Raw genomic sequence first — 23,523 nt, forward strand, 5'->3', positions numbered from 1 at the left:
TCAGCTTTTTTATTGATGCTGATACTCTTTTTCTTGCTGAGCTAACAGCTTTTGTACAGCGCCTGGTGATGCTTTTTCAACAGCCGCTGCTGCTATATCAAATGATCCGTTGTAATCATAGGCGTAAAATCTTCGTTCTGCCTCTTTTAATTGTTCTGAAAGAATATGGTTTTGACTTCTAAAACGATTGCCGTATTGAATGATTCGTTCAATTTGATCCACTTTACTGAGCATTTCTTCTGTCTCATCCACAACATTTTTGACTGTGTCAGAGGCATCTTTTAATTGCTGATTTACTGCCGGCATGTTGAGTGGCAGGTTTTCTAGCTGCTCGTGCACTTGATGAATCATCTCCTGTGCTTTTTCAGCGCTCTCTTTCATCTCAGCAGGTACACCTGGAATATTACTTTTATGCAGCTGGCGTACTGTATCTGTCAGCATCGTTTTAAGCTCAGCCAGTGTTTCTCTCGCTTGTAATTCTTCTTTTCTTAATGATTGAAGATGACCTTTAAATGTGTCATGCAATGCTTTTGCATCTTCGATGAAGGTCTCCAGCTGATTGATTTCATCCATTAATAATGAATATGCCACGTGATCACGATCAAGCTTCTCGCGGATTTGTTTCATCAGCTTTTCAATTTCTTCTATACGTTTTTCGAATGCTTTCTGTTGATCGAGTTCTCCTGCTGTCAGCTTGTAGCTTTCTTTCACAAGAGCCGTTTCTGCCTTTGTTTGTGTGTGATCTTGCTCGAGCTTTTCGAATGCTTCTGTGAGCTCAGGCATTCTGCTTTTGATTTCCTGACCTGCCTCTACTTCTGCCTCCAGCTGATCATAAAGCGTCTCAATCGCATCATCGATCATTTGCAAAATGCTTGATGCCTCTTCTAAATTGAGTTCATCAATGAGCAATTTTTCCGCTCTCGCAAGCTGTTTGTTTAAAGTCTCCAGCTCTTTCGTGATCTGGATGTGCTCCAGCTTGTAACCTTTTTCCGACATTTCCTGATATCCGTCTTTCAGCTTCGTCAGCTGACCTGGTACGGTTTGTTTGCAGTCTGCAATAAGCTTTGGTACATCATTGATATATAGTTGAAGCTGGTCGAGTCTGCGGTCTTGCTCAAGCAAAATTTTTCTTGCTTTCATGTAGTTTCCGTTTTCTGTTTCTTCCTCGTACTGCTTGATCCCTTCCCAGGCCTCATCTAAGTCCTGCTCCATTTTGTCATAAAGGGTGCCATATAAATGGCTGTACGCAAGCAGATTTTTTCGAACCGTTTGATATTGCTCCTTGACCTTTTCAATTTCCTTGCGATTTTGCTCCTCGCTTGTGACAAGGTCTGCAATTTCTTTTAAAATGTCTTCAATGTTCGAATCAGCAGCACTCAGCAAGTCCTCAATATGTGCAAGAACCTGCTTGGCTTTGGAGAATCGATATTTATCAGAATACTCTTCTGCGTCATATAATAGCTCCTCTACCTTTGGAAGATGGGCTGTCACGATATCGTCCCACTCTGCACGCCATCTTTCAAAAAATTGCTCTGTTTCTCCGGTCATTTTTAAGTGTTTGATTTTTGAAATTTCTTCTACAATTGATCTGTTTAAAATTTCAATTTTCCATGCTTCCAATCGGTCAATCTCTTTATATATATTTTTTCTGAGGAAATAACCGACTGAAAACAAAGCAAGCAAAATGACAATTAAACCGATGATAAACTCCATAATGAGCCCCCTTGTTGTGATCTAAGTGATGTCAGGGTAAAAGTGTCCCGAGTAGACCTGAGAACCCTTTCGTGTCCGCTTTGCATTTGTCTTTTTATAAACAGGATCGTATGTTTTCCAATACCATCCATTCACGGTTTTATGTATGTTTTTCAAGAAAGTATTTGAGCGCTTTCTATCATTTGATCACACGTATCCATGTGACCTGCTTTTATGTATGCGGAAGCTGTCGTTTTCATTGTTATTATGATACCATGTAACCAGCATTTTTGGTCATGATTTTTCATTATTTTCGCTGATAAACATGACGTTTTTCAAAATATCGACAAGAGGTGACGACATGCTGAAGCAAGATGCACATCTACATACACCGTTTTGCCCGCACGGCTCGCTTGATTCATTTCATTCTTATATTGAAAAAGCCATCAAAAAGGGATTTGATTCCATAACCTTTACCGAGCATGCCCCTCTGCCTCCATCGTTCCATGATCCAACACCAGAGCAGGATAGTGCCATGAAGCTCCAAGAACTTGAATCGTATATAACGAAATTGGATCAGCTGAAACTGGAATACACAGGCCAATTAATAGTAAAAACTGGGCTTGAGGTTGACTATATCAAAGAGTATGAAGAGGAAACAAGTGCCTTTTTAGACTGCTATGGTCCAGAACTAGACGATAGCATTTTATCTGTTCACTTTCTTCCTGCTGGCGATGATTATATTTGCCTTGATTTTGACGAGAATGCCTTCCAGCAGCTAATAAGCCTCTATGGCACCATCGAACAGGTCTATCAGAGCTACTATGACCAAATTCATTCTTCTATTCTATCATCTTTAGGTCGTTATAAGCCAAATAGAATCGGTCATATCACCCTTGTGCAGAAATTCAAACAGCTTTTCCCATTTGAGATGACACCTGCACTTTGTCAAAAGGTCACCCTTTGTCTTGAAGAAACGGCAAAAAAAGGCATGTCCTTAGATTTTAATACATCAGGTCTTCGTAAAACATATGCCAGAAGTATCTATTTAGATCAATGGATGATTGATCTTGCAAAACAGAAAAAAATCCCGCTCATATTTGGGTCTGATGCCCATCAAGCGGAAGATCTCGGATATGCTTATGATCAATTCGAAGACATCATGAGTTTTAAATGAGAATCTAATGCCGGCTTTTTTGGTTCTAGTAAATGATGAAGAGAGCGGCTCAGTTCCTTAAAATACGTTTGATAGAAATAAGGCTCATTTGGATTTAGATAAAGCACCTCCATTAAATATTGCGTCTGTAAATAGGGCATCATGAGTAGTGATTTCAGCTGAATCATAAAAGATGAGATGGAGAGCTGCTCACAAATCACATGGGTGTTTTTTCCTTTTTCAATGATGAGCTGAAACAAATATTTTTCTTTCGTTAAATAGGTCGACATAATTTCTCTAATGAGCGTCGAATCAATCGTTACCTCTCGATAAACGAAACGGGTTAATTGACGGTGCTCGTGCTGATAAGATAAAATATCAAAAACCACATGTAGTAAACATTCTTTTGCATGACGAGTTTCCATGTGATGGATATGTGATTCAATCATGTGAATATAGCCTTCATAAAAATCGGATACGAGCTGCTCAAGCAGCCCTCCTTTTCCTTGAAAGTAATAAGAAATGTGGGCAACGTTGACGTTTGCTTCCTTCGCAATCTCACGGACAGAGGTTCCAGAAAATCCTTTTTGGTTAAAAAGTCTGATGGCAGCTTCAATAATACGGTCTTTTGTTTGCATGGTTGTTGATGTTTTCATCCGCTCACCCCTCTTCATGTGTACATACTTCAAGATGAAGGTGGAAGTTCCTTTTACAATTGCTCGACAAATCCCACATGCGAGACGCAAGTTATGTATTTTTGAGATAGAAAGTAGGAGATTTTCATGTTTCATGTCGAAAAACAGTCTGGCGATCCATCAAAAGACTATCAATTGCTCGTTAAACAGGTCGAAGCCATTACAGATGGTGAGCCTGATCTAATTGCCAACCTGGCAAATGCTGCGGCGCTATTGTATCATTCACTCCCAGAGGTTAATTGGGCAGGGTTTTATTTAGCTAAAGGCGGCGAGCTTGTGCTCGGACCGTTTAACGGACTGCCTGCATGTGTGCGTATCCCATCTGGAAAAGGTGTTTGCGGTACTGCGTTTGCAAAAGGTGAAGTCCAGCGTATCGCTGATGTTCACGCATTCCCTGGACATATCGCATGTGATGCAGCATCACAATCTGAAATTGTCGTTCCGCTCAAGGTAAATGGAGAGATCATTGGAGTACTCGACATTGACAGCCCTGTGAAAGACCGTTTCAGTGAAGTAGATGAAACCTACTTAATTCAATTTACCGAGGTACTCCAGAATGCGTTATCCGCCTCTACAAATGCGTAATCTTACAAAAAGCAGACATATTGTCTGCTTTTTTATTTTTCTTCGCAGACGCAAGGCACCGCCATTGCTTCTAAATAGGTTGACTTCTCCTATCCAGCGTCCTATAATAGAGTTTGTGTGAAATATGGCAGCCTTTTTGTTCGGCTTTTTTGTATCATTTTGTTCCTTCTATATGAAGGTGCATCTTGTAACTCCCTGCTGCTGGAGCGAGGATGCATGAAAACATAATGACGGAAAAGACAAAGAACAGACGGTTTTTATTTTTCACAAATAAAAACAAATAAGGAGGAGTCACATTATGGCTCGCTATACAGGTCCAAGTTGGAAGATTTCCCGCCGTTTAGGCATTTCATTAAGCGGAACAGGTAAGGAACTTGAAAAACGCCCTTACGCTCCAGGCCCACATGGTCCAGGACAACGCAAAAAACTATCTGAATACGGTTTACAATTACAAGAGAAGCAAAAGCTTCGTCACATGTACGGTGTCAACGAACGTCAATTCCGTACACTATTTGACAAAGCTGCTAAAATTCCTGGTAAACAAGGTGAAAACTTCATGATTCTTCTTGAAACTCGCCTTGACAACCTAGTATACCGTCTTGGCCTTGCTCGTACTCGCCGCCAAGCTCGTCAGTTAGTCAACCATGGTCACATCCTTGTTGATGGAAGCCGTGTAGACATCCCATCTTTCTCTGTGAAACCAGGTCAAACGATTGCTCTTCGTGAGAAATCTCAAAACCTTGCAGTTGTGAAAGAATCAGTTGAAGTGAACAGCTTCGTTCCTGAATACCTTACTTTCGATGCTGAAAAGCTTGAAGGAACTTTCACTCGTCTTCCAGAGCGTTCTGAATTAGCGCCTGAAATCAGCGAACAACTAATCGTTGAGTTCTACTCTCGTTAATTTCATGACTCTCCAAAGAGAGATCAAAAAAACCCTAGATCCCTTGATTATTCAAGGATTTCTAGGGTTTTTTGTTTGCTTTCTCCTATGAACAAATGAATTTAAAACATAGATAGAAAACAGACTATGCACAAGATGAGCACCAGGCAAAGCTTCTAAAAGCATCTCTACACATTTAAGTTAGTCTAACTTTTTAATAATAATAGAAGCGTTCACGTTTGTTTGGGTCCCTCCTGCTAAAGTTTGAAGAGTAACTGCTGCTGTGGAAGTATGGTTTACAAGAGTAAGCGTGTCACCTGCTGCTAGAGCGAGGATGGCCTGACCGTTGTTCTGTTGAGTACCAGCTCCTGAACCATAAACTGTGTTCGTCACAGGAGCTCCATTTACAAATAGAGTGAATTGATTTGGTTCTACACCAGAAACTGAAAAAGTAACCTCGTAGTTTCCTGGGTTGGTGACTATAATTTGAGAAGTTCCAGGGGCATGGGTAATACCAGCAGTAGTAATTCCAGTTGAGTCAAAAATCACTGGGGCCTCTAAAGCTACTGTTTCAGCACTTAGATTGTATACATATGCAAATTCAGCTAGCCCTGCACCTGTGACTCCTGTTGCTCCGGTATCTCCTGTGGCTCCGGTGGCTCCAGTGGCTCCAGTGACTCCAGTGGCTCCGGTATCTCCTGTGGCACCCGTTGCTCCGGTGGCTCCGGTATCTCCCGTGGCTCCTGTTGGACCAATTGCTCCGGTATCTCCCGTGGCTCCCGTTGCTCCAGTGACTCCAGTGGCTCCGGTATCTCCCGTGGCACCCGTTGCTCCGGTGGCTCCGGTATCTCCCGTGGCACCCGTTGCTCCAGTGACTCCAGTGGCTCCGGTATCTCCCGTGGCACCCGTTGCTCCGGTGGCTCCGGTATCTCCCGTGGCACCCGTTGCTCCAGTGACTCCAGTGGCTCCGGTATCTCCCGTGGCACCCGTGGCTCCGGTGGCTCCGGTATCTCCCGTGGCTCCTGTGGCTCCGGTGGCTCCGGTATCTCCCGTGGCTCCCGTTGCTCCAGTGACTCCAGTGGCTCCGGTATCTCCCGTGGCACCCGTTGCTCCGGTGGCTCCGGTATCTCCCGTGGCACCCGTTGCTCCAGTGACTCCAGTGGCTCCGGTATCTCCCGTGGCACCCGTGGCTCCGGTGGCTCCGGTATCTCCCGTGGCTCCTGTGGCTCCGGTGGCTCCGGTATCTCCCGTGGCTCCAGTGACTCCAGTGGCTCCGGTATCTCCCGTGGCTCCTGTTGGACCAATCGCTCCGATATCTCCTGTGGCACCCGTGGCTCCGGTGGCTCCGGTATCTCCAGTGGCTCCTGTTGGACCAATCGCTCCGGTATCTCCCGTGGCACCCGTTGCTCCCGTGGCTCCGGTATCTCCCGTGGCACCCGTTGCTCCCGTGGCTCCGATATCTCCTGTGGCACCCGTTGGACCGATCGCTCCGGTATCTCCCGTGGCTCCTGTTGGACCGATCGCTCCGGTATCTCCTGTGGCTCCTGTTGGACCAGTGGCTCCGGTGGCTCCTCGAATCCCTCGTAGTCCTCGTAGTCCTCGTAATCCTCGTCGTCCTACAATTACTTTTGTTTCACAAATGATGCAGCAGTTTGATTTTGATAGTTTCTGTTTACAACAAGGGCATTTTTTATACTTATCACAACCCATCAGTTGTTCATCTCCTTTATCATTATTCTTATGTTACATCAGTAAATAGGTGCGATTAAGTTGTGAAGATTTGATTGTATTTTGCGCTAAATTTGTCTATTGTTTTTTCATGATGACTAGCCAGTCTCAAGAAGCTATTCAAAACTATATAATCTATCATGAAAAAAAATCCCCTAGAATTCTAGAGGATTTTTTTGTTCCATGGTTCATCAAGTATTATTAAGCGTATAGCGATATTTTTTATTTTACCATCCAATTACTAATCAATTGATCTGTTGTCAGCACAGTCGCAAATTCATCATGGAGTGTGGCAAGTGAGAGCCGATGGATTGTTTCTGGGTCAAAATATGTACCAGTTTGATCTGTTAGCCCAAAGGCAGCTGTTGCGTCCGAAATCAGATACGTATCAAAGCCCAGGTTTCCGCTCATTCTTGTAGTTGTGGATACGCAGTGCGGTGTTGTTAATCCTGCGATCACGACTGAGTCAACATGGTTTGATCTTAGTTGTTCTTCCAAGTTCGTACCAATGAAACTGCTGTTCACTTTCTTTTGGATCACCGTTTCTTCCTCTAACGGTCTGGCAATATCTTTGAACAGATGTCCTTCATTTGCTGGATGAAACACAGAGTCTGGATTGTCGGCTGTATGCTGAATATGAATGACTTTCCAGCCTTTCTCTCTCCAAAACCTCAATAGGCGGCTGATATTTTCCTCTGCCTCTAGATTATTTCGTTCTCCCCATTTTTCATGCTCGAACGCCTTCTGTACATCTACAATGATTAAAGCTTTTTGACTCGTTTGCACAAACGCTCACCTCCGAAGATTCTTATTCACTACATGTAGTGTACGTAATGGTGATCCATTTGTACATGCCTTTACTGCTGTTTTGCCTGTTTTTGCATTAAAAAAATAAACCACACACTAGTGATGATATAATAGATACCGATAATCGATGTATAATTAGACATCACCTCGCCCATTTGAACTGATTTGACGAACTTCATCCAAATAAAATAGATAATGAGAAATGAGCATGGAAAATAGAGAAAGTATCCGAAGAAATATTGTTTGAGTCTGTGTGTCAACGTGTGGCCTCCTTATTCCCCTACACCAACTAGCTCCTGCCATATGGCGATGACATCAAAAAAGACAGCACAAGTCGCTGTCTTTTTCATGTTTTAATTCGTATTCTGTCCTCCGCCATTCAATCCTTCTTTCACATACCCTTTCACTTGGCTAGAGGTTAATAGACCGATATGTCCAACGCCGTGGATCAGGACATTTCTTGCGCCAATTAAACGAGAGAGGCTGTTGACAACAATCATATCTGCTGAGCTATAGACAGATGTGTAAAGAATTTTTTGATTTGGATCAGTGCCTGGTAATGCTCTGAGTGATACGAGTCCATTCGCTCCTCCAAGTGTGACGACGTTTTCAATTTTATCGCCGCCGTCTAGATTCTTAATATAGTATAACGTGTTCGCCCCGCCCATACTATGCGCCACAATATCTACTTTTTTGGCACCCGTTTTGTCTAGCACATCTTTGACGAATCTGGATAGACGAGGACCATTGTTGCGGTTATTACCTGTTTTGTCTATGAAATCGATAGCAAATAATTGGTTTCGATCCCAGCCTTGTGTAACCAAATAACTTTTAATCGAAGCGAAGTTATAAGACGCTCCTCCCATACCATGCACCATCACTACCGGATTATGCTCAGCCGCTTTGATTTCTTTCGGCTGGATGAAAGCCATTGAACCTAGCACTAAGGCAAGGGCAACAAGAATTTGCAAACTCTTTTTCTTAAATCGAATCACTTTCATTCCCCCTTATTCATCTTATTCGACTCTATTTTATACAAGAAAAATATGTCAGAAAAGTGAACAAGGCACTGTTTGTTGCTTTATTTCACAGAAAATAATTACTGAAAAAGCACCTTTGACTTTCTCAGCGCCAATGCCAAAAGACTAGACAAAGTCTCTATGAACAGTCTAATAGACTCTTAACTGAGCACCCGTCTCACATTTTAAATAAAAAAAGCAGCCGGTTATCACAGCCGGCTGCACATCGTTCTTATTTGTAATTCACAAGGAAGTATTTCTTTTTCCCTCTTCTTAAGACGGTAAATTGGTTTTCAATTCTATCTTCCGCTGAAAGGACGTAGTCTTTATCGGTTTGTCTCTCTCCGTTGATGGAAACTGCACCATTTGTGATGTCTTCACGTGCTTGACGTTTTGATGGTGACAGCTTCGATTCCACAAGGACATCGACAAGTGTCAACTCTTCTGTGCTGCTTTTCTCCATTGATGGAACATCTTTAAAGCCTACTTTGACTTCTTCGGCTGAAAGAGATTTAATCTCACCTTTAAATAGGGCATTTGAGATGTTGACTGCCTGTTCTAGTGATTCACGGCCATGTACGAGTGTTGTGACTTCCTCTGCTAGACGGCGCTGTGCTTCACGTTTTTCAGGTGCTGTTTGCACTTTTTCTTCGTAAGATGCGATCTCTTCTTTCGATAAGAACGTAAAGTATTTTAAGTATTTCACAACGTCACGGTCATCTGTGTTGATCCAGAATTGGTAGAACTCATATGGAGATGTTTTTTCTTTATCTAACCAAATGGCGCCGCCTTCTGTTTTACCAAACTTCGTGCCGTCTGCTTTCGTGACAAGCGGCATCGTTAAACCAAATGCTTTTGCCCCTTCTGCTTCAGACTTACGGATCAGCTCAAGTCCAGATGTAATATTTCCCCACTGGTCGCTTCCGCCAATTTGCAGTTTACAGTTTTCATTTCTGTAAAGGTTTAAAAAGTCTAAAGATTGCAGGATGACGTAGCTGAACTCTGTGTACGAAATACCTGTCTCAATCCGTGAGCTGACGATATCTTTTGCCAGCATGAAGTTCACACCGAAGTTCTTCCCAATATCACGAAGGAATGTGATCACATTCATTTGGCTGATCCAGTCGTAGTTATTCACGATAACGGCTGGGTTCTCGCCTGCTTCAAAATCAAGAAATTGAGAAAGCTGTCCTTTGATTTTATCTGACCACTGTTCGACGATTTCTGCTGGGTTTAGTGAACGTTCTGCTTTTTTGAAGCTAGGATCACCGATTAGTCCAGTTGCACCGCCAACAAGAGCAATCGGGTGATGACCTGCTTCCTGGAATCTGCGTAATGTTAAAATTGGCAATAGGTGACCAATGTGTAAGCTGTCCGCTGTTGGGTCAAAACCGGAGTATAGCTTGATTTTTTCTTCTGCTAATAATTTTGTTAAACCTTCTTCATCTGTTTGCTGCTGAATTAATCCTCTAAACGATAACTCTTCCATCAATTGACTCATATCTCATTCTCCTTTTTTACAATTCAACATAAAAAACGCCCCTTCGAATGAACGAAGGGACGATATATATCGCGGTACCACCCTGCTTAAAAGACAATACATCACGTCTTTTCACTTACACTGATAACGGACAGATCCGTTCTTTCACTAATCAGGACAGCGTGCATGCTCCTTTTCGTAAAAGCGGTTCGTGAGGGTAATTCGAATATCTCTTTGCACTGACTCGCACCAGCCGTCAGCTCTCTTGGACAGGGAAAGATGATTCTACTGAATCTCAGTCAAAACCTTTACATATTCAACTAATGTCATTTTAAACATATTTTTGATATCAAGTCAACTGATGAAAAAATTAATCTTCCATTGTCGATAGGTCGCCAGCCGGTAAATTCAGTTCCCACGCCTTTAGCACACGTCTCATAATTTTTCCGCTTCGCGTTTTAGGGAGTTTGTCTTTAAACTCGATTTCTCTCGGTGCCGCATGTGCAGCGAGTCCTTTTTTCACAAACGTACGAATCTCTTCTTTCAGCTCATCTGTCGGCTCATATCCGCTTCTAAGCGCAATGAATGCCTTAATAATTTCACCGCGGACCGGATCTGGTTTTCCAATGACACCAGCCTCTGCAATGGCCGGATGTTCAACCAGTTTGCTTTCCACCTCAAAAGGACCAACCCGCTCTCCTGATGTCATGATCACATCATCGACACGTCCCTGGAACCAAAAGTATCCGTCTTCGTCCATATAAGCTGAATCTCCTGAAACATACCAATCTCCCGGCATAAAGTAAGATTCATATTTTTCAGGATTGTTCCAGATCGTATGCATCATAGACGGCCAGCCTTTTTTGATGGCAAGGTTGCCCATCCGATATGGCGGAAGTTCATTTCCGGCATTATCCACAATCGCAGCTTCTACACCTGGAATCGGTTTCCCCATTGAACCTGGTTTAATGTCCATGCATGGATAATTACAAATCAGCTGTGCACCGGTTTCCGTCATCCACCAAGTGTCATGAATTCGTTTGCCAAATACAGCGTCTCCCCAGCGAATGACTTCTGGATTAAGAGGCTCACCTACACTTAACACATGACGAAGCGAGCTGAGATCATATTTTTGAATGAGGTCATCTCCTGCCCCCATTAGCATTCTAAAGGCGGTCGGTGCACTGTACCAAACGGTCACACCTAGTGATTCAATCGTTTCATACCACGTATCAGGGTTAAATCTGCCGCCTAAAATGACATTTGTTGCCCCGTTTAACCACGGTGAAAAAATGCCGTACACTGTGCCTGTTACCCAGCCCGGGTCAGCTGTACACCAGTAGACATCGTCTTCTTTCAGATCAAGCACCCATTTACCGGTCTGATCCTGCTGCACCATTGCACCATGGACATGTAGCACACCTTTTGGCGTACCTGTCGACCCTGACGTGTAATGAAGCAGAAAGCCGTCTTTTTCATCCATCCATTCGATTTCAAGATCCTTCGCCGCCTGGTCAAAGGCTTCTTCATAATGGATGGTCCGAACGCCATCGATATCTTCCTTTTCACCGCCGACAATAATGACAGATTCAAGTTTCGGAAGCTCTGCAAACGGAATTCGTTCAAGCAGATCTGGCGTTGTCACAATGACCTTCGCCTCGCTATTTTCTAAACGGTCTTTGACCGCACCTTCCATAAATGCCTCAAATAACGGGCCAACGATCGCACCAATTTTAACTGCGCCAAGCAGAAGAAAATAGAGCTCAGGGGATCTAGGCATAAAGATAAATACGCGATCTCCTTTTTGCACATGCGCCTTTTCTCTGAATAGATTGCCCGCTTTATTTGTGTTGATTTTCATATCTCTGAACGTATACTTTTCATCCCGCTGTGAATCTTTGTAATGAAGCGCCACCTTGTTCTTGCGAAACGAGTCCGCATGTCTGTCAATCGCTTCATAGGCTGCATTTATGTTTCCTGTTTCATACCATGAGAAGTTTTTTCTTGCTTCTTCCCATGAAAATTCTTTGTATGCCTGCTCATAATCATTTAAATGATAGTCCCCTTTTACTGATGGTAGCGTTTCCACTTTCATCAAACAGTCCCCCTTTGCATACGTTTACAATGACCATTATAGTATAGATGACTTTTTTTCTCAATTTTTAAAAAACTTATAGTGAAACCGTTTTAATTCTTGCAGGTTTTAAGATAAAATAGAGACGACTCACTAGAATTTGAGGCGGTGGATACGTGGAGCATCCTAAAACTTATTATTCAAAAATCATTGAGCGAGAAACAGGTTCCATCCTTATTGAAGGTCCGGTACCTGCATCAGAGCTTGCGAACTATACATTTCATGAAGGCCTAACGGCATTTCGCACGCCAGAGGAACAGAAACAGGCACTTGTTGAAATAGCAGATCTTCCAGAAGGACGTATTATCATTGCAAGAGTGGATGAGCTTGTTGTCGGCTATGTCACGTATTTATATCCTGATCCGCTTGAGCGCTGGTCAGAGGGCAACATGGACAATTTAATCGAGCTTGGCGCGATTGAGGTCGCTCCTCCATTTAGAGGCTGCTCACTTGGCAAGCATTTACTTGATGTGAGCATGATGGATGAGCAAATGGAGAATTATATCGTCATTACAACTGAATATTACTGGCATTGGGATTTAAAGGGGACAAAGAAAAACGTGTGGGAGTACCGCAAGATGATGGAGAAAATGATGAACGCAGGCGGTCTTGTTTGGTTTGCAACAGACGAGCCAGAGATCAGCTCACATCCAGCCAATTGTTTAATGGCCAGAATCGGGAAAAATGTGAGTCCTGATTCGATTGAGCGTTTCGATCGTCTTCGCTTCCATCAACGCTTTATGTATTAACGTTCAATTCGTTTTTTTGGCAAAGGGGATTGGTAAACAATGATGATTGAACAAATTATGGAGCGTGATGTGATCACGCTGCGAAAAACCGATACGATTGAAGAGGCTGTAAAAAAAATGAGTGCACATCACATCCGGCATATTCCGATCGTATCTGATCAAGGTTCTGTCATTGGGATGGTGACAGATCGAGATATTAAAAATGCCAGTCCAAGTATATTTGAAACAGAAAAAAGACAGCTCTTTATTCAGCGTCCTGTTGAGGAGATCATGGTATTAGAGACGATTACTGCTCATCCGCTTGATTTCGTTGAAGAGATTTCAAGTGTCTTTTTTGAGCACGGAATTGGTTGCCTTCCAGTGGTGAGACGCGGCAAGCTTGTAGGTATTATCACAAAGACTGATTTGCTTCGTACGTTTGTCAGACTGACAGGTGCAGATCAGCCTGGGTCACACTTAGAGGTTGAAGTGGACCAAATGACAGAAGGTCTTGCAGACATCACGGCCATTTTAAAGGAACAGCATATTCAAATGTTGAGTGTGCTTGTGTATCCGCATGCAAATGAATCGTCTAAAGTGCTCGTCTTCCGCCTTCAAACCATGCATGCAGATCATGTGACGAAGCTGATTCGCGCAAAAGGATATAAGGTGCTGTGGCCAATGGAGCAGACGATCAAATGAAGGAAGCGACCTTTGTTTTTTCACCCTCTTTTCAAACGTACCAGTTTCACCAAGACCATCCCTTCAATCAGCTTCGTGTCTACTTAACATATGACCTGCTTCAAAAAATGAAGGCGTTAACAGATGATGAGATCGTCGCACCGCGTATGGCGACCCTTGATGAATTAAAGCTCGTCCATACAGCCGATTATATTCAAGCTGTGCAGCGGGCTAGTGAAGGAAAGCTCTCTACAGCAGAGGGTGAGCGCTACGGTCTTGGCACGGAGGATACACCGATGTTTGCAGGTATGCATGAAGCAGCTTCTCTCCTTGTTGGCGGGACACTCACAGCCGTTGACCAAGTGATGATGGGACACACGCAGCATGCACTGAATCTTGGCGGTGGACTTCATCACGGGTTTAAAGGACGTGCATCCGGCTTCTGTATTTATAATGACAGCTCAGTGGCGATTCAATATATTCAAAAGACATACGGTGCAAGAATTTTGTATATTGATACGGATGCCCATCACGGAGATGGTGTACAATTCAGCTTTTATGACGACCCTGAGATTTGTACGGTCTCGATTCATGAAACGGGACGCTATTTGTTCCCTGGAACTGGACAAGTACAGGAAAGAGGTCACGATAAAGGCTATGGCTACGCCTACAATATTCCGCTTGATGCATTTACAGAAGACGAATCGTTCCTTGAAGCATACCGAACAGCAGTGACTGAAATTGCTGCTTTTTTTAAACCAGATGTGATTTTGACGCAAAATGGTGCAGATGCACATTACTATGATCCGTTAACCCATTTATCTGCTACCATGAAAATATATGAGGAAATTCCTAAACTTGCCCATGATTTAGCGCATCAATATTGTGATGGCAAATGGATCGCTGTCGGCGGAGGAGGATATGATATTTGGCGGGTCGTGCCAAGGGCATGGAGCCGAATTTGGCTTGAAATGAAAGGCATTATACCCCCTGATGAACTGCCTCAGGACTGGGTTCAGGCTTGGCATAAACAATCGCCCGTCACTCTGCCATCCACATGGGGAGATCCTGACGATTTATATCCACCGATCCCAAGAAAAGCTGAAATCACAGAAAAAAATGCTCAAACTGTAGAAAAAGCACTGATGCCCGTTAGAAGAGAAAAGAAAAATGCATAAGAAAAGCAGGCATTCACTGATGTGTAAGCCTGCTTTTTCGTTTTATTTTGTTGATTGTCTTTCTTCAATTCGGTGTGGAAGTTCCACAATTTGTTCATCCACTTGCTCTTTGTTCATCAGCTTCGTCAGCAGTCTCATTGCGACAGCGCCAATATCATACGTCGGCTGAACAACAGTTGTCAGCTGAGGACGCACCATGAGAGAAAGTCTCGTGTTATCAAAGCCAATCACTTCTAAATCCTCAGGAATCGATACGCCTCTATCTTGTGCTCCATGAATGACACCTAACGCCATTTCATCTGTAGCCGCAATAACAGCTGTCGGCTTATCAGACTGCTCAAGTAGATGAGCAAGTGATTCAATTCCAGAATCATAAGAGTAATCGCCTTCAGCGACGAGCGCATCGTCAAATGCGATGCCTGCTTCTTCAAGCGCACGTTTATAACCTGCAAGCTTTCTCATAGAGTTAATCGGTTCTGACATTGGGCCAGATACGAAGGCAATTCGCTTATGTCCTTTTTCAACTAAAAGTTGTACTGAATCATAAATCGCTTGCTCATAGTTGATGTTGACAGATGGTGTTTGAGCCTGCTCTTCAACAGATGCTGCAAGAACAATTGGCACAGGAGAGCGCTTAAATTCTTCAACAAGCACATCTGTGATGTTTCCGCCCATAAAGACAATCCCATCTACTTGTTTACCTAGCATAGTATTTAATAGATGAAGCTCTTTATCGGTATTTTGATCTGAGTTGCTCAAAATGATGTTGTACTTATACATTGTGGCGATATCTTCAATTCCGCGAGCAAGCTCCGAATAGAAGATACTAGAAATATCAGGGATGATGACCCCGACCGTTGTTGTTTTTTTACTTGCAAGGCCTCGTGCCACAGCATTCGGACGGTAGCCAAGACGATCAATCGCTTCAAGTACCTTTTTTCTTGTTGTTGGTTTTACATTCGGATTCCCATTCACTACTCGTGATACCGTTGCCATACTTACATTTGCTTCTCTTGCTACATCATATATTGTAACATTATTCACATAAATCACTCCTTCAAATACACTTCATATCTATAGCATTCACCAATTGGATAGAGACATGTCAGATACGAGGAAAATAATATCCTATTTGTCATTAAAACGATGAAAAGAGACACATAATTTTTCAATCTACATCAAAATGACATTCTTTTATGAAATTATACACGTTTTTTCATCATATGAAAACGTTCCCTTTCTTTTTATAACTAAATTAAACAAACTTTAATGAGCTTGTTACCTGTAAATTGAATCATATTTCATGAAAAACCGTCGAGAACGTTAGCTATGACAATGATCTTAGCAGATTGTATTGAATTTTAAAAATGAAAACATTGTGAACAAGCACGTTTGAGGCTTGCAATGTGCTCTTTTCCTTTCATTCCCAATCTTTATCCTATTTACTCCATAGAAAAACCGCCGGGCAGTCATCCGGCGGCTTTTCTATCTATGATTATGCGTGAATGTTAACAAGTGGTCTTAACGCATCTAACCATTTTTCGAATTGTGGAATGTCCATTTGCTGTGCTGAGTCAGATAGAGCAACAGATGGATCTGGATGCACTTCTGCCATGACACCGTCTGCTCCAATCGCAAGAGCTGCTTTCGCTGTTGGAAGGAGAAGATCTCTACGTCCAGTTGAGTGCGTCACATCAACGAAGACTGGTAAATGTGTCTCTTGTTTCAAGATTGGCACAGCAGAAATATCTAGTGTATTTCTTGTCGCTGTTTCGTATGTGCGGATACCGCGCTCGCAAAGGATGATTTGATCATTTCCTTGGGCGATGATGTATTCAGCTGCATTGATGAATTCTGAAATCGTCGCTGCAAGACCGCGTTTTAAAAGAACAGGTTTTTTCACAGATCCAGCTTCTTTTAAAAGTTCGAAGTTTTGCATGTTTCGTGCACCGATTTGGATAACATCGATATGCTCAATCGCTTCTTCAATGTGAGCAGGATTGACGATTTCACTAATGACAGCAAGACCGTATTCATCCGCTACACGCTTTAGAATTTTTAGACCATCTACACCAAGTCCTTGGAAGTCGTATGGACTTGTGCGAGGTTTAAATGCTCCTCCGCGAAGAAGTTTTAGTCCTTGCTGTTTCGCTGCTGCCGCCACTTCTGCGACTTGCTCGTAGCTTTCAACAGCACATGGTCCAACGATGAAGCGCTGTTTCCCATCTCCGATCGCTTCTCCATTTATATTTACGATTGTATTTTCTGGTTTTTTCTTACGAGAAACAAGAAGTGCTTTGCTGTGATCATCTTCTTGAAGTTCTAGACCTGCTTTGAAAATCTCTTTGAAAATATGCTGAATCGTTGAGTTTTCGAATGGTCCATCATTTTCTTCAAGAATTTGGTTTAGCATTGTGCGCTCTCTGACAGGATCATAACGGTTGACACCTTGCGCTTCTTTCGCTTTTCCAATTTCTTTTACAATGTTTCCTCTTTCATTGATCAGTTTTAAAATTTGGAGATTTAGTTCATCTGCTTGCTGTCTCAATTGTTCTAGTTCATTGTTGCTCATTTTTGTCATCCTTTCCTCTGCCCGCTCTCGCTTTTTATTATTTCATTCTCTCATGATAGGGTTTATTATAAACAAAGATTTCGGAATTGTCACGAAAATTTTCTTTATTACCCAAACGCTTTTAAGTGATAAAGTATTATGTGTAAGATTATAGCATAGTTTTGATTGAAGTAAACCTTTTTTTATAAAAAAAACGTCAGCAATTGCTGACGTTTCTTTTACACATTATGTTCAAGCGCTTCTTTTGTAATGCTTGAGTGAGATGCATGCCATTTTACTTTTCCACCGCTAAAGACGAGTGCCTGAGGACTTTCGTGCTTTACCCCCGACTTTTCTGTCACATAGGATGAAAGCTCCCTTGTGTTTTGAATTTGCAAGAAATAAGTTGGCACGTCTTCATGTGCAGACGCAAATGCTTCAAACTCTTGAAAAGCCGCTTGACTGATCGGACATGTCAAACTGTGCTTAAAAAAGACAAAGGTCCCATCTTGATTCGTTAGTTGATCAAACTGTTCTTCTGTTTCAATGAGTTGTTTTGACATGATGTTCTCCTTCTTCACTCTGTGCAGTAAGAGTTAGCCTTTAGTCGATTGTTCTACTTTTTCTTTGACATCTTTTATGCCATCTTCAATTTCTGATTTCGCTTCTTGTGCTCGTACTTTTGCTTCATCTGCTACATCTGATGCTTCACTTGCTAGGTCAGCTGCCGCATCTTCTGCTTCACTTTTCACATGATTAGCTTTTCCAGCTGCACGCTCTTTTATGTCTTTCACTTTGTCTAAAATTTGGTTTGACTGTTCTGCCACCAGTTGGGACAATTCAGACGTTTTATCTTTCGCAATCGTCACATATTCAGTGCCTCTTTCTTTTGCATCTGTTGTGAGTCGATCTGTTTTTTCTTTTAAAACATTCGCTTGGGTGTTCAAATCATCGCGAAGCTCTTTCCCTGACTTCGGTGCTAAAAATAAGGCTGTTGTTGCACCCACAATGCCACCAATAAGTGTTCCGATCAAAAAGTCTTTGCTATTGATTCCGTCTTTGCTCATGATTATTCCTCCTATGCGAAAATGGTTTATTTTTGGTGTTTTCGTTGTTTCCACTTTTTATAAATTTCAAGTGCTGCGTTACTCCAGCTTACCACATCCGTGACTTTTTCTTGATTTCGTTCAACGGATGAAGAAACCGCACCAGCTGCCTGCTTTATGCTTGAATTAAATTGGTTAATCGAGCCGCCAATTCCCTGCACCGCATCCACAACTGTGTTGAGTTTTGCCGATTTGTCTTGGATATCTTCAGCAAGCTGATTCGTCTTATGTAGCAACTGTGCTGTCTCTGTGGTGATCCCTTGCATCTGACCTTCAAGACCTTCTAAAGTTGATGCGACATTCTTTAATGTCAGCTGTAAGGATTTTAATGTTTTGGACAAGTAGATGACAAGAATGAGGAAAGCAATTGCGATCAGTGCAACGCTTAGATATAGAATAATAATCATCTGATACCTCCTTTGCTGCGGGCATATTCAATTCAATACCCTCTCGTTGTATCATTCAAACATCGCCTAGAATGACCGTTTGAATAATAATTCTACACTTATTCGCCGATTCCTGTCCACAGCGAACGAAAAAATGCGGCAGATGTTGACACAATTAGCCCCTTTGTCACATTTTATTCAAAATAAAAAAAGTGCCGATCAAAACGGCACTTTTCGTTTAAGTATTTATACAGCGACTTTTTCATAAGCACGCAAATATTTTTGAATGTCTCCTGCTCCCATAAAGATCAGAATCGCATCTTCGTGCGCTTTCAGCACAGATGTGTCTTCTTCTGCAATCAATTGGGCCTGCGGAATTTTTTCTCGTAAATCTTCAATGCTCAGCTTCCCAATGTTTTCACGGGCTGAACCGAAAATATCGCATAGGTATACATAGTCCGCTTTCTTTAGACTGTCAGCAAATTCACTTAAGAATTGCTGTGTACGAGTGAACGTATGAGGCTGGAAAACAGCCACAATCTCACGGTCTGGATACTTTTGGCGTGCTGCTTCAATTGTGACTTCAATCTCCGTTGGGTGATGGGCATAGTCGTCAATTAAAACCTGCTCACCGACTACTTTTTCATTAAAGCGGCGTTTGACTCCGCCAAATGTCGTTAGTGCCCCTTTGATGAGCTCTACATCAATGGCTTCATAGTGACATAATGCAATGACAGCTAATGAATTAAGGACATTATGATTTCCATAGGCAGGAATGTAGAAGGTATCATAAAACGTATTGCGCACGAACACATCAAATGTAGTACCTTCCGTGTTTTTTACAACATTGCGTGCTTGGAAATCATTTTCTTCATTGAAACCGTAGTACACAACAGGTACCTTCGCTTGAATCTTAGGCAGATGCTCGTCATCACCGCAAGCGATAATGGCTTTTTTCACTTGAAGCGCCATGTTTTGAAACGCATCAAACACGTCGTCAATGTCCGAGAAATAATCAGGATGGTCAAAATCAATATTGGTCATGATCGCATAGTCTGGATGATAGCTGAGGAAGTGTCTGCGGTATTCGCATGCTTCAAATACAAAATACTCGCTGTTTTCTTTCCCCATACCAGATCCATCACCGATTAAGTATGAAGTTGGTTTCGCTGATTGCATCACATGGGCAAGCAGTCCTGTTGTTGACGTTTTACCATGAGCACCAGTAATCGCAACGTTTGTGAATGAATCCATGTATTCTCCAAGGAATTTATGGTAACGAATGACAGGAATCCCTTCAGAAAGGGCACGTTCAATCTCAGGGTGTGTATCAGGAAATGCATTACCTGCAATGACGGTCATCCCTGGCTGAATATTATCTGGGTCAAAAGGAAGAATTTTAATATTTCGTTCTTCTAATGCTTTTTGTGTAAAGATATGTTTTTCGATATCCGATCCTTGGACAGTATACCCAGTATCATGAAGAATTTGGGCCAGTGGACTCATACCTGTCCCTTTTATTCCAACAAAATGATAAACAGTCATAATTGCACCTCCAACAAACGTCTATCTGACTTACAGTATATGACGCTCATTTCAATTTGCAACTTGTGATTTTCGCCTCTAGCGGGTCACAGATCGCAGCTCCAAATAAAGATTTTTTCCGATCTTCCTATTCTAATCAATATTAACTATGATTAGTATCCGACAACTTTCCTATTTCTAACACCTGCTTTCGCTCATTTTACATAAAAAAGCGTTTTGACAGGCATGCGAAAAGCGTCCAATTCCAAAATTGCACCTATGTGCTATCATACCATGTTTATGAAAAAAATGAAGTGATTTTGTTTAGATCAGCTGTTCTAAGTCACTCAGTGTCATAAGGACTTCCCTTGGCTTACTGCCTTTTGCACCAGAGATCATGCCCTCGCGTTCCATCATGTCGATCAATCTGGCTGCACGATTGTAGCCAATTCTAAATCTTCTCTGCAAACTCGATGTACTAGCGCTATTTTGCTCAATGGCAAAACGGCAGGCATCCATAAACAATTCGTCTTCATCTGTAATCGCAGAGCCTTGGAGCATTAATTCCTCCTGTTCGAAAAGGAATACTGGCTTACGCTGTTTTCTAACATGTGCCACTACTTGATCGATCTCGCGGTCTGATACAAAGTTTCCTTGCAGCCTCGTCGGCTTGCCAGAGCCATTTTCTAAGAAGAGCATGTCTCCTTTTCCGAGAAGCTTTTCTGCACCTGCCATGTCGATGATCGTTCTAGAATCTACCTGACTTGAGACAGAGAAAGCAATTCTTGTTGGAATATTGGCTTTAATCAGACCTGTGATGACATCAACAGAAGGTCTTTGTGTGGCAATCAATAAGTGAATGCCGCACGCCCTTGCTTTTTGCGCAATTCGGCAAATGCTTTCTTCGACTTCGTTTGGTGCGACCATCATTAAATCAGCGAGCTCATCGATCACCACGACAAGATAAGGTAGTTTTTCACCCATTTGTTTTTCTTTGACAAGCTCATTAAATCGTTTGATTTCTCTCACACCAGAATGCGCAAACAGTTCGTAGCGTCTTTCCATTTCATCCACTACCCATTTCAGAGCAGCTGTCGCTGTCTTGGCATCGGTAATAACAGGACTCACAAGATGCGGAATATGATTATAAGGCGCTAATTCGACCATTTTAGGGTCAATTAACAGCATTTTCACTTCATCTGGTGACGCTTTAAACATTAAGCTCACTAAAATGGTATTGATGCAGACACTTTTTCCTGAACCGGTTGCTCCAGCAATTAAGCCATGCGGCATTTTTTGCAGATCAACGACAACAGGCTGTCCTGAGATATCTAATCCGAGTGCTGCTGTTAAAGGAGATGGATTGTCTCTAAACGCACTGCTTCTGATCATCTCTCGTAAGAAAACCATTTTACTGTGAAGGTTCGGCACTTCGATCCCAATCGTGTTCTTTCCTGGAATCGGTGCTTCAATTCGAATATCCTTTGCGGACAAACTGAGTTTAATATCATCTGACAGGTTCGTGATTTTGTTCACTTTGACACCTGGTTCTGGATGTACTTCAAACCTCGTCACAGAAGGGCCTTGCGTGACATGAACGACACTTGCTCTGACATTGAAATTTTTCAGCGTGGCATTGAGCAGCTCTGCCCGCTCTTTCACCCATGTCCCGTCCTCTTCTTTTTGAGCTGGAGGTACGTCTAATAGGGCGAGGCTTGGAAACACATAACCTTGGGCATCTGCTGCTTTCTTTTGTCCTTGCACACGCTGATCACTTTTTAACATCATGACGTTAAAAGGAACCGTTGAGGTTTGTCCGCTTGCACGCTCTGTCTGAGGAGATGTCTGTTTCGGTTTTTCTTCCATCACTTCATGCAATTGTTCTGGCTTTTCTTGCTGCTCTATGACAGGTTCTACTCGTTCAGCAGCGGTCTGTTCGTCTGCTGCTTGTTCTATTGGCATCACTTGATCTTCTACTATTTCCGCTTCTTCTAACATTTGATCTTCTTGCAGATCATGCTCGGCAGCTGGCTCAGTTTCTTCCAATGCTGCCGCTGGCACTTCTTCTTGATGGTCTTTGGTGGAATCAGTTTCTATTTCCTCGACCGGTTCTGCTGAGATGTCGTCTAGTACCTCTACTTTTTCTGCCGGCATGTCTACTTCCATTTCAATTGCTGGATGCGTATCTTCCGCTGTTTCGAATGTCAACGGTTCTATTTCCTTTGTATGATCGACAAACTGTTCTACTGGCTCATCTTTTATTTCTTCGTCTTCACTGGAAACATCCTGTATCAGCTCAGACTCTACCGGCGGTTCGTGATACACTTCGGCTTGCTGATTATGTAAGTCAGCTTCAATATGGTCTTGAGACTCAGAAAAGACTGGCTCTTTTTCCTCTGTTTGAATGAAAGACTCGTCATTTAAACGCTCCATCGTCGATTGAACGTGATCCTGATAAGCGAGTTCCTCTTGCAAAGTAAGCGGGGTCACGTCTGTTTGCATGTCCACTCTTTCTTCTGCTGGGGCTGGGGCTGGAACTGTTTCTTCCATACGATTTTCTTTCCGTATTGACGGAATGTTCATTTGCTGTCTGACATTTCGTTCACGCTCTGCCTCTTCTGATAACAGGGTGACTCGCTGCGCTGTTTCTACTGCTTTCATTTGAACAGAAGATGATTCTTCTTTCGTCTCTGTTCGTTTCGGACGCATATCCTGATGATAGCCATAGATTGGTGACGGAATTTGCTCTGGTTTGAATGGCTTTTTATGAATGTCAGGCTGCACCGTTTGTTTTGACTCATAGGTCTTCTGCTTGGCCTTTGGGTGGCCTTGCTTCGGGCGTCTTCTTTCCTGCTTTACTCCGTCTCGCTGAGGTTCATCTGGAACGAGCGGAAAGCGGAAGTTTCCTGCTGGATATTCATAATAGACTTTTGTATCTTCAATTTTTTTATATTCTTTATGCTGTTCAAAAACTGGTTGCTTTGGTGCAACTGGACCTTCCTCAGGTCTCACAGCTTTTTCTTCTTTCTTTTCTTCTCCTAAAAATACACTAAAAAATTTATCTAACCAACTCATCATTTATCACTCACTTTAACTCCCCTTACGTTTTCTTGGGCGATTTTTAGTATACCATTGCTTTTTCATGCAGAAAAGCGAGAAAAGTGCCGCTCCTTGCTATTTGTACTGTCTGTAG

21 protein-coding genes and 1 other annotated feature are annotated in these 23,523 nt (G+C 42.5%); of the genes, 6 read left to right on the plus strand and 15 right to left on the minus strand.

The window, feature by feature from the left end; all coding sequences use genetic code 11:
• Window positions 1–9 precede the first annotated feature (9 nt).
• Window positions 10–1,713: a septation ring formation regulator EzrA gene (gene ezrA / locus MHH68_RS13240; RefSeq protein WP_058015058.1), complete on the minus strand. Its 1,704-nt coding sequence runs from the start codon at window positions 1,711–1,713 to the stop codon at window positions 10–12.
• A 340-nt stretch (window positions 1,714–2,053) separates the two neighbouring features.
• Here ezrA and hisJ point away from each other — a divergent pair, with 340 nt between their 5' ends.
• Complete coding sequence (gene hisJ, locus MHH68_RS13245) at window positions 2,054–2,869, plus strand: histidinol-phosphatase HisJ (RefSeq protein WP_061409119.1); 816 nt, start codon at window positions 2,054–2,056, stop codon at window positions 2,867–2,869.
• Here hisJ and refZ read toward each other — a convergent pair.
• Complete coding sequence (refZ, locus tag MHH68_RS13250) at window positions 2,839–3,504, minus strand: forespore capture DNA-binding protein RefZ (RefSeq protein WP_061409122.1); 666 nt, start codon at window positions 3,502–3,504, stop codon at window positions 2,839–2,841. The genes hisJ and refZ overlap by 31 nt on opposite strands.
• Before the next feature lie 126 nt (window positions 3,505–3,630).
• On the opposite strand from refZ, the gene MHH68_RS13255 reads away from it, so the two are divergent.
• Window positions 3,631–4,128, plus strand: a complete 498-nt coding sequence (locus MHH68_RS13255; RefSeq protein ID WP_268466382.1) for a GAF domain-containing protein — start codon at window positions 3,631–3,633, stop codon at window positions 4,126–4,128.
• Window positions 4,129–4,426: 298 nt separating this feature from the next.
• Window positions 4,427–5,029, plus strand: coding sequence for a 30S ribosomal protein S4 (rpsD, locus tag MHH68_RS13260; RefSeq protein ID WP_058015054.1), 603 nt, complete (start codon window positions 4,427–4,429; stop codon window positions 5,027–5,029).
• Between the two features lie 180 nt (window positions 5,030–5,209).
• Here rpsD and MHH68_RS13265 read toward each other — a convergent pair whose 3' ends face one another.
• From MHH68_RS13265 to acsA, 6 genes are all read right to left on the minus strand, one after another.
• A complete protein-coding gene (locus MHH68_RS13265) occupies window positions 5,210–6,718 on the minus strand; it encodes a collagen-like protein (RefSeq protein WP_339163486.1) in 1,509 nt (502 codons plus the stop codon).
• A gap of 240 nt (window positions 6,719–6,958) precedes the next feature.
• Window positions 6,959–7,522, minus strand: coding sequence for a cysteine hydrolase family protein (locus MHH68_RS13270; RefSeq protein WP_061409130.1), 564 nt, complete (start codon window positions 7,520–7,522; stop codon window positions 6,959–6,961).
• A 71-nt stretch (window positions 7,523–7,593) separates the two neighbouring features.
• Window positions 7,594–7,803 carry a hypothetical protein gene (locus tag MHH68_RS13275; RefSeq protein WP_061409133.1) on the minus strand — a complete coding sequence of 70 codons (210 nt, stop codon included), beginning with the start codon at window positions 7,801–7,803 and terminating at the stop codon, window positions 7,594–7,596.
• 93 nt (window positions 7,804–7,896) lie between these two features.
• The gene (locus tag MHH68_RS13280) at window positions 7,897–8,544 is read right to left on the minus strand and encodes a triacylglycerol lipase (RefSeq protein ID WP_058015050.1); all 648 of its coding nucleotides are present in this window, start codon (window positions 8,542–8,544) and stop codon (window positions 7,897–7,899) included.
• 250 nt (window positions 8,545–8,794) lie between these two features.
• Window positions 8,795–10,063 (minus strand): tyrosine--tRNA ligase, encoded by a 1,269-nt coding sequence (tyrS, locus tag MHH68_RS13285; protein WP_058015049.1) that lies wholly within the window; start codon window positions 10,061–10,063, stop codon window positions 8,795–8,797.
• A 52-nt stretch (window positions 10,064–10,115) separates the two neighbouring features.
• Window positions 10,116–10,354, minus strand: a binding site (T-box leader).
• Window positions 10,355–10,412: 58 nt separating this feature from the next.
• A complete protein-coding gene (gene acsA / locus MHH68_RS13290) occupies window positions 10,413–12,137 on the minus strand; it encodes an acetate--CoA ligase (RefSeq protein ID WP_058015048.1) in 1,725 nt (574 codons plus the stop codon).
• A gap of 155 nt (window positions 12,138–12,292) precedes the next feature.
• On the opposite strand from acsA, the gene MHH68_RS13295 reads away from it, so the two are divergent.
• From MHH68_RS13295 to MHH68_RS13305, 3 genes are read left to right on the plus strand one after another with little or no spacing between them, the layout of a single operon-like run.
• A complete protein-coding gene (locus tag MHH68_RS13295) occupies window positions 12,293–12,925 on the plus strand; it encodes a GNAT family N-acetyltransferase (protein ID WP_012010911.1) in 633 nt (210 codons plus the stop codon).
• 39 nt (window positions 12,926–12,964) lie between these two features.
• The gene (locus tag MHH68_RS13300; RefSeq protein ID WP_061409135.1) at window positions 12,965–13,606 is read left to right on the plus strand and encodes a CBS and ACT domain-containing protein; all 642 of its coding nucleotides are present in this window, start codon (window positions 12,965–12,967) and stop codon (window positions 13,604–13,606) included.
• Window positions 13,603–14,763, plus strand: coding sequence for an acetoin utilization protein AcuC (locus MHH68_RS13305; RefSeq protein WP_061409138.1), 1,161 nt, complete (start codon window positions 13,603–13,605; stop codon window positions 14,761–14,763). The genes MHH68_RS13300 and MHH68_RS13305 overlap by 4 nt, the downstream gene beginning before the upstream one ends.
• 42 nt (window positions 14,764–14,805) lie before the next feature.
• On the opposite strand, the gene ccpA is transcribed toward MHH68_RS13305, so the two are convergent.
• From ccpA to MHH68_RS13340, 7 genes are all read right to left on the minus strand, one after another.
• On the minus strand, window positions 14,806–15,807 hold the full coding sequence (gene ccpA, locus MHH68_RS13310; RefSeq protein WP_061409141.1) for a catabolite control protein A: 1,002 nt from the start codon (window positions 15,805–15,807) through the stop codon (window positions 14,806–14,808).
• Window positions 15,808–16,258: 451 nt separating this feature from the next.
• Window positions 16,259–17,335, minus strand: coding sequence for a bifunctional 3-deoxy-7-phosphoheptulonate synthase/chorismate mutase (locus tag MHH68_RS13315; protein WP_058015046.1), 1,077 nt, complete (start codon window positions 17,333–17,335; stop codon window positions 16,259–16,261).
• 218 nt (window positions 17,336–17,553) lie between these two features.
• Window positions 17,554–17,877 (minus strand): bacillithiol system redox-active protein YtxJ, encoded by a 324-nt coding sequence (gene ytxJ, locus MHH68_RS13320; protein ID WP_003217729.1) that lies wholly within the window; start codon window positions 17,875–17,877, stop codon window positions 17,554–17,556.
• A 33-nt stretch (window positions 17,878–17,910) separates the two neighbouring features.
• On the minus strand, window positions 17,911–18,381 hold the full coding sequence (locus MHH68_RS13325) for a YtxH domain-containing protein (RefSeq protein WP_058015045.1): 471 nt from the start codon (window positions 18,379–18,381) through the stop codon (window positions 17,911–17,913).
• A 26-nt stretch (window positions 18,382–18,407) separates the two neighbouring features.
• The gene (locus tag MHH68_RS13330; RefSeq protein ID WP_058015044.1) at window positions 18,408–18,827 is read right to left on the minus strand and encodes a DUF948 domain-containing protein; all 420 of its coding nucleotides are present in this window, start codon (window positions 18,825–18,827) and stop codon (window positions 18,408–18,410) included.
• A 225-nt stretch (window positions 18,828–19,052) separates the two neighbouring features.
• Window positions 19,053–20,351: a UDP-N-acetylmuramate--L-alanine ligase gene (gene murC / locus MHH68_RS13335; RefSeq protein ID WP_058015043.1), complete on the minus strand. Its 1,299-nt coding sequence runs from the start codon at window positions 20,349–20,351 to the stop codon at window positions 19,053–19,055.
• A 303-nt stretch (window positions 20,352–20,654) separates the two neighbouring features.
• On the minus strand, window positions 20,655–23,408 hold the full coding sequence (locus MHH68_RS13340; RefSeq protein ID WP_339163497.1) for a DNA translocase FtsK: 2,754 nt from the start codon (window positions 23,406–23,408) through the stop codon (window positions 20,655–20,657).
• Between the last annotated feature and the right edge of the window lie 115 nt (window positions 23,409–23,523).

It is taken from the genome of Bacillus sp. FSL K6-2841, from assembly GCF_037976435.1.
Taxonomy (GTDB): domain Bacteria; phylum Bacillota; class Bacilli; order Bacillales; family Bacillaceae; genus Bacillus; species Bacillus pumilus.

What these genes read in the sequence shown, in the direction of transcription:
- ezrA (WP_058015058.1), bottom strand. Translation starts at nt 1,713, where the DNA reads ATGGAGTTTATCATCGGTTTAATTGTCATTTTGCTTGCTTTGTTTTCA.
- hisJ (WP_061409119.1), top strand. Translation starts at nt 2,054, where the DNA reads ATGCTGAAGCAAGATGCACATCTACATACACCGTTTTGCCCGCACGGC.
- refZ (WP_061409122.1), bottom strand. Translation starts at nt 3,504, where the DNA reads ATGAAAACATCAACAACCATGCAAACAAAAGACCGTATTATTGAAGCT.
- MHH68_RS13255 (WP_268466382.1), top strand. Translation starts at nt 3,631, where the DNA reads ATGTTTCATGTCGAAAAACAGTCTGGCGATCCATCAAAAGACTATCAA.
- rpsD (WP_058015054.1), top strand. Translation starts at nt 4,427, where the DNA reads ATGGCTCGCTATACAGGTCCAAGTTGGAAGATTTCCCGCCGTTTAGGC.
- MHH68_RS13265 (WP_339163486.1), bottom strand. Translation starts at nt 6,718, where the DNA reads ATGGGTTGTGATAAGTATAAAAAATGCCCTTGTTGTAAACAGAAACTA.
- MHH68_RS13280 (WP_058015050.1), bottom strand. Translation starts at nt 8,544, where the DNA reads ATGAAAGTGATTCGATTTAAGAAAAAGAGTTTGCAAATTCTTGTTGCC.
- tyrS (WP_058015049.1), bottom strand. Translation starts at nt 10,063, where the DNA reads ATGAGTCAATTGATGGAAGAGTTATCGTTTAGAGGATTAATTCAGCAG.
- acsA (WP_058015048.1), bottom strand. Translation starts at nt 12,137, where the DNA reads ATGAAAGTGGAAACGCTACCATCAGTAAAAGGGGACTATCATTTAAAT.
- MHH68_RS13300 (WP_061409135.1), top strand. Translation starts at nt 12,965, where the DNA reads ATGATGATTGAACAAATTATGGAGCGTGATGTGATCACGCTGCGAAAA.
- MHH68_RS13305 (WP_061409138.1), top strand. Translation starts at nt 13,603, where the DNA reads ATGAAGGAAGCGACCTTTGTTTTTTCACCCTCTTTTCAAACGTACCAG.
- MHH68_RS13315 (WP_058015046.1), bottom strand. Translation starts at nt 17,335, where the DNA reads ATGAGCAACAATGAACTAGAACAATTGAGACAGCAAGCAGATGAACTA.
- ytxJ (WP_003217729.1), bottom strand. Translation starts at nt 17,877, where the DNA reads ATGTCAAAACAACTCATTGAAACAGAAGAACAGTTTGATCAACTAACG.
- MHH68_RS13325 (WP_058015045.1), bottom strand. Translation starts at nt 18,381, where the DNA reads ATGAGCAAAGACGGAATCAATAGCAAAGACTTTTTGATCGGAACACTT.
- MHH68_RS13330 (WP_058015044.1), bottom strand. Translation starts at nt 18,827, where the DNA reads ATGATTATTATTCTATATCTAAGCGTTGCACTGATCGCAATTGCTTTC.
- murC (WP_058015043.1), bottom strand. Translation starts at nt 20,351, where the DNA reads ATGACTGTTTATCATTTTGTTGGAATAAAAGGGACAGGTATGAGTCCA.
- MHH68_RS13340 (WP_339163497.1), bottom strand. Translation starts at nt 23,408, where the DNA reads ATGATGAGTTGGTTAGATAAATTTTTTAGTGTATTTTTAGGAGAAGAA.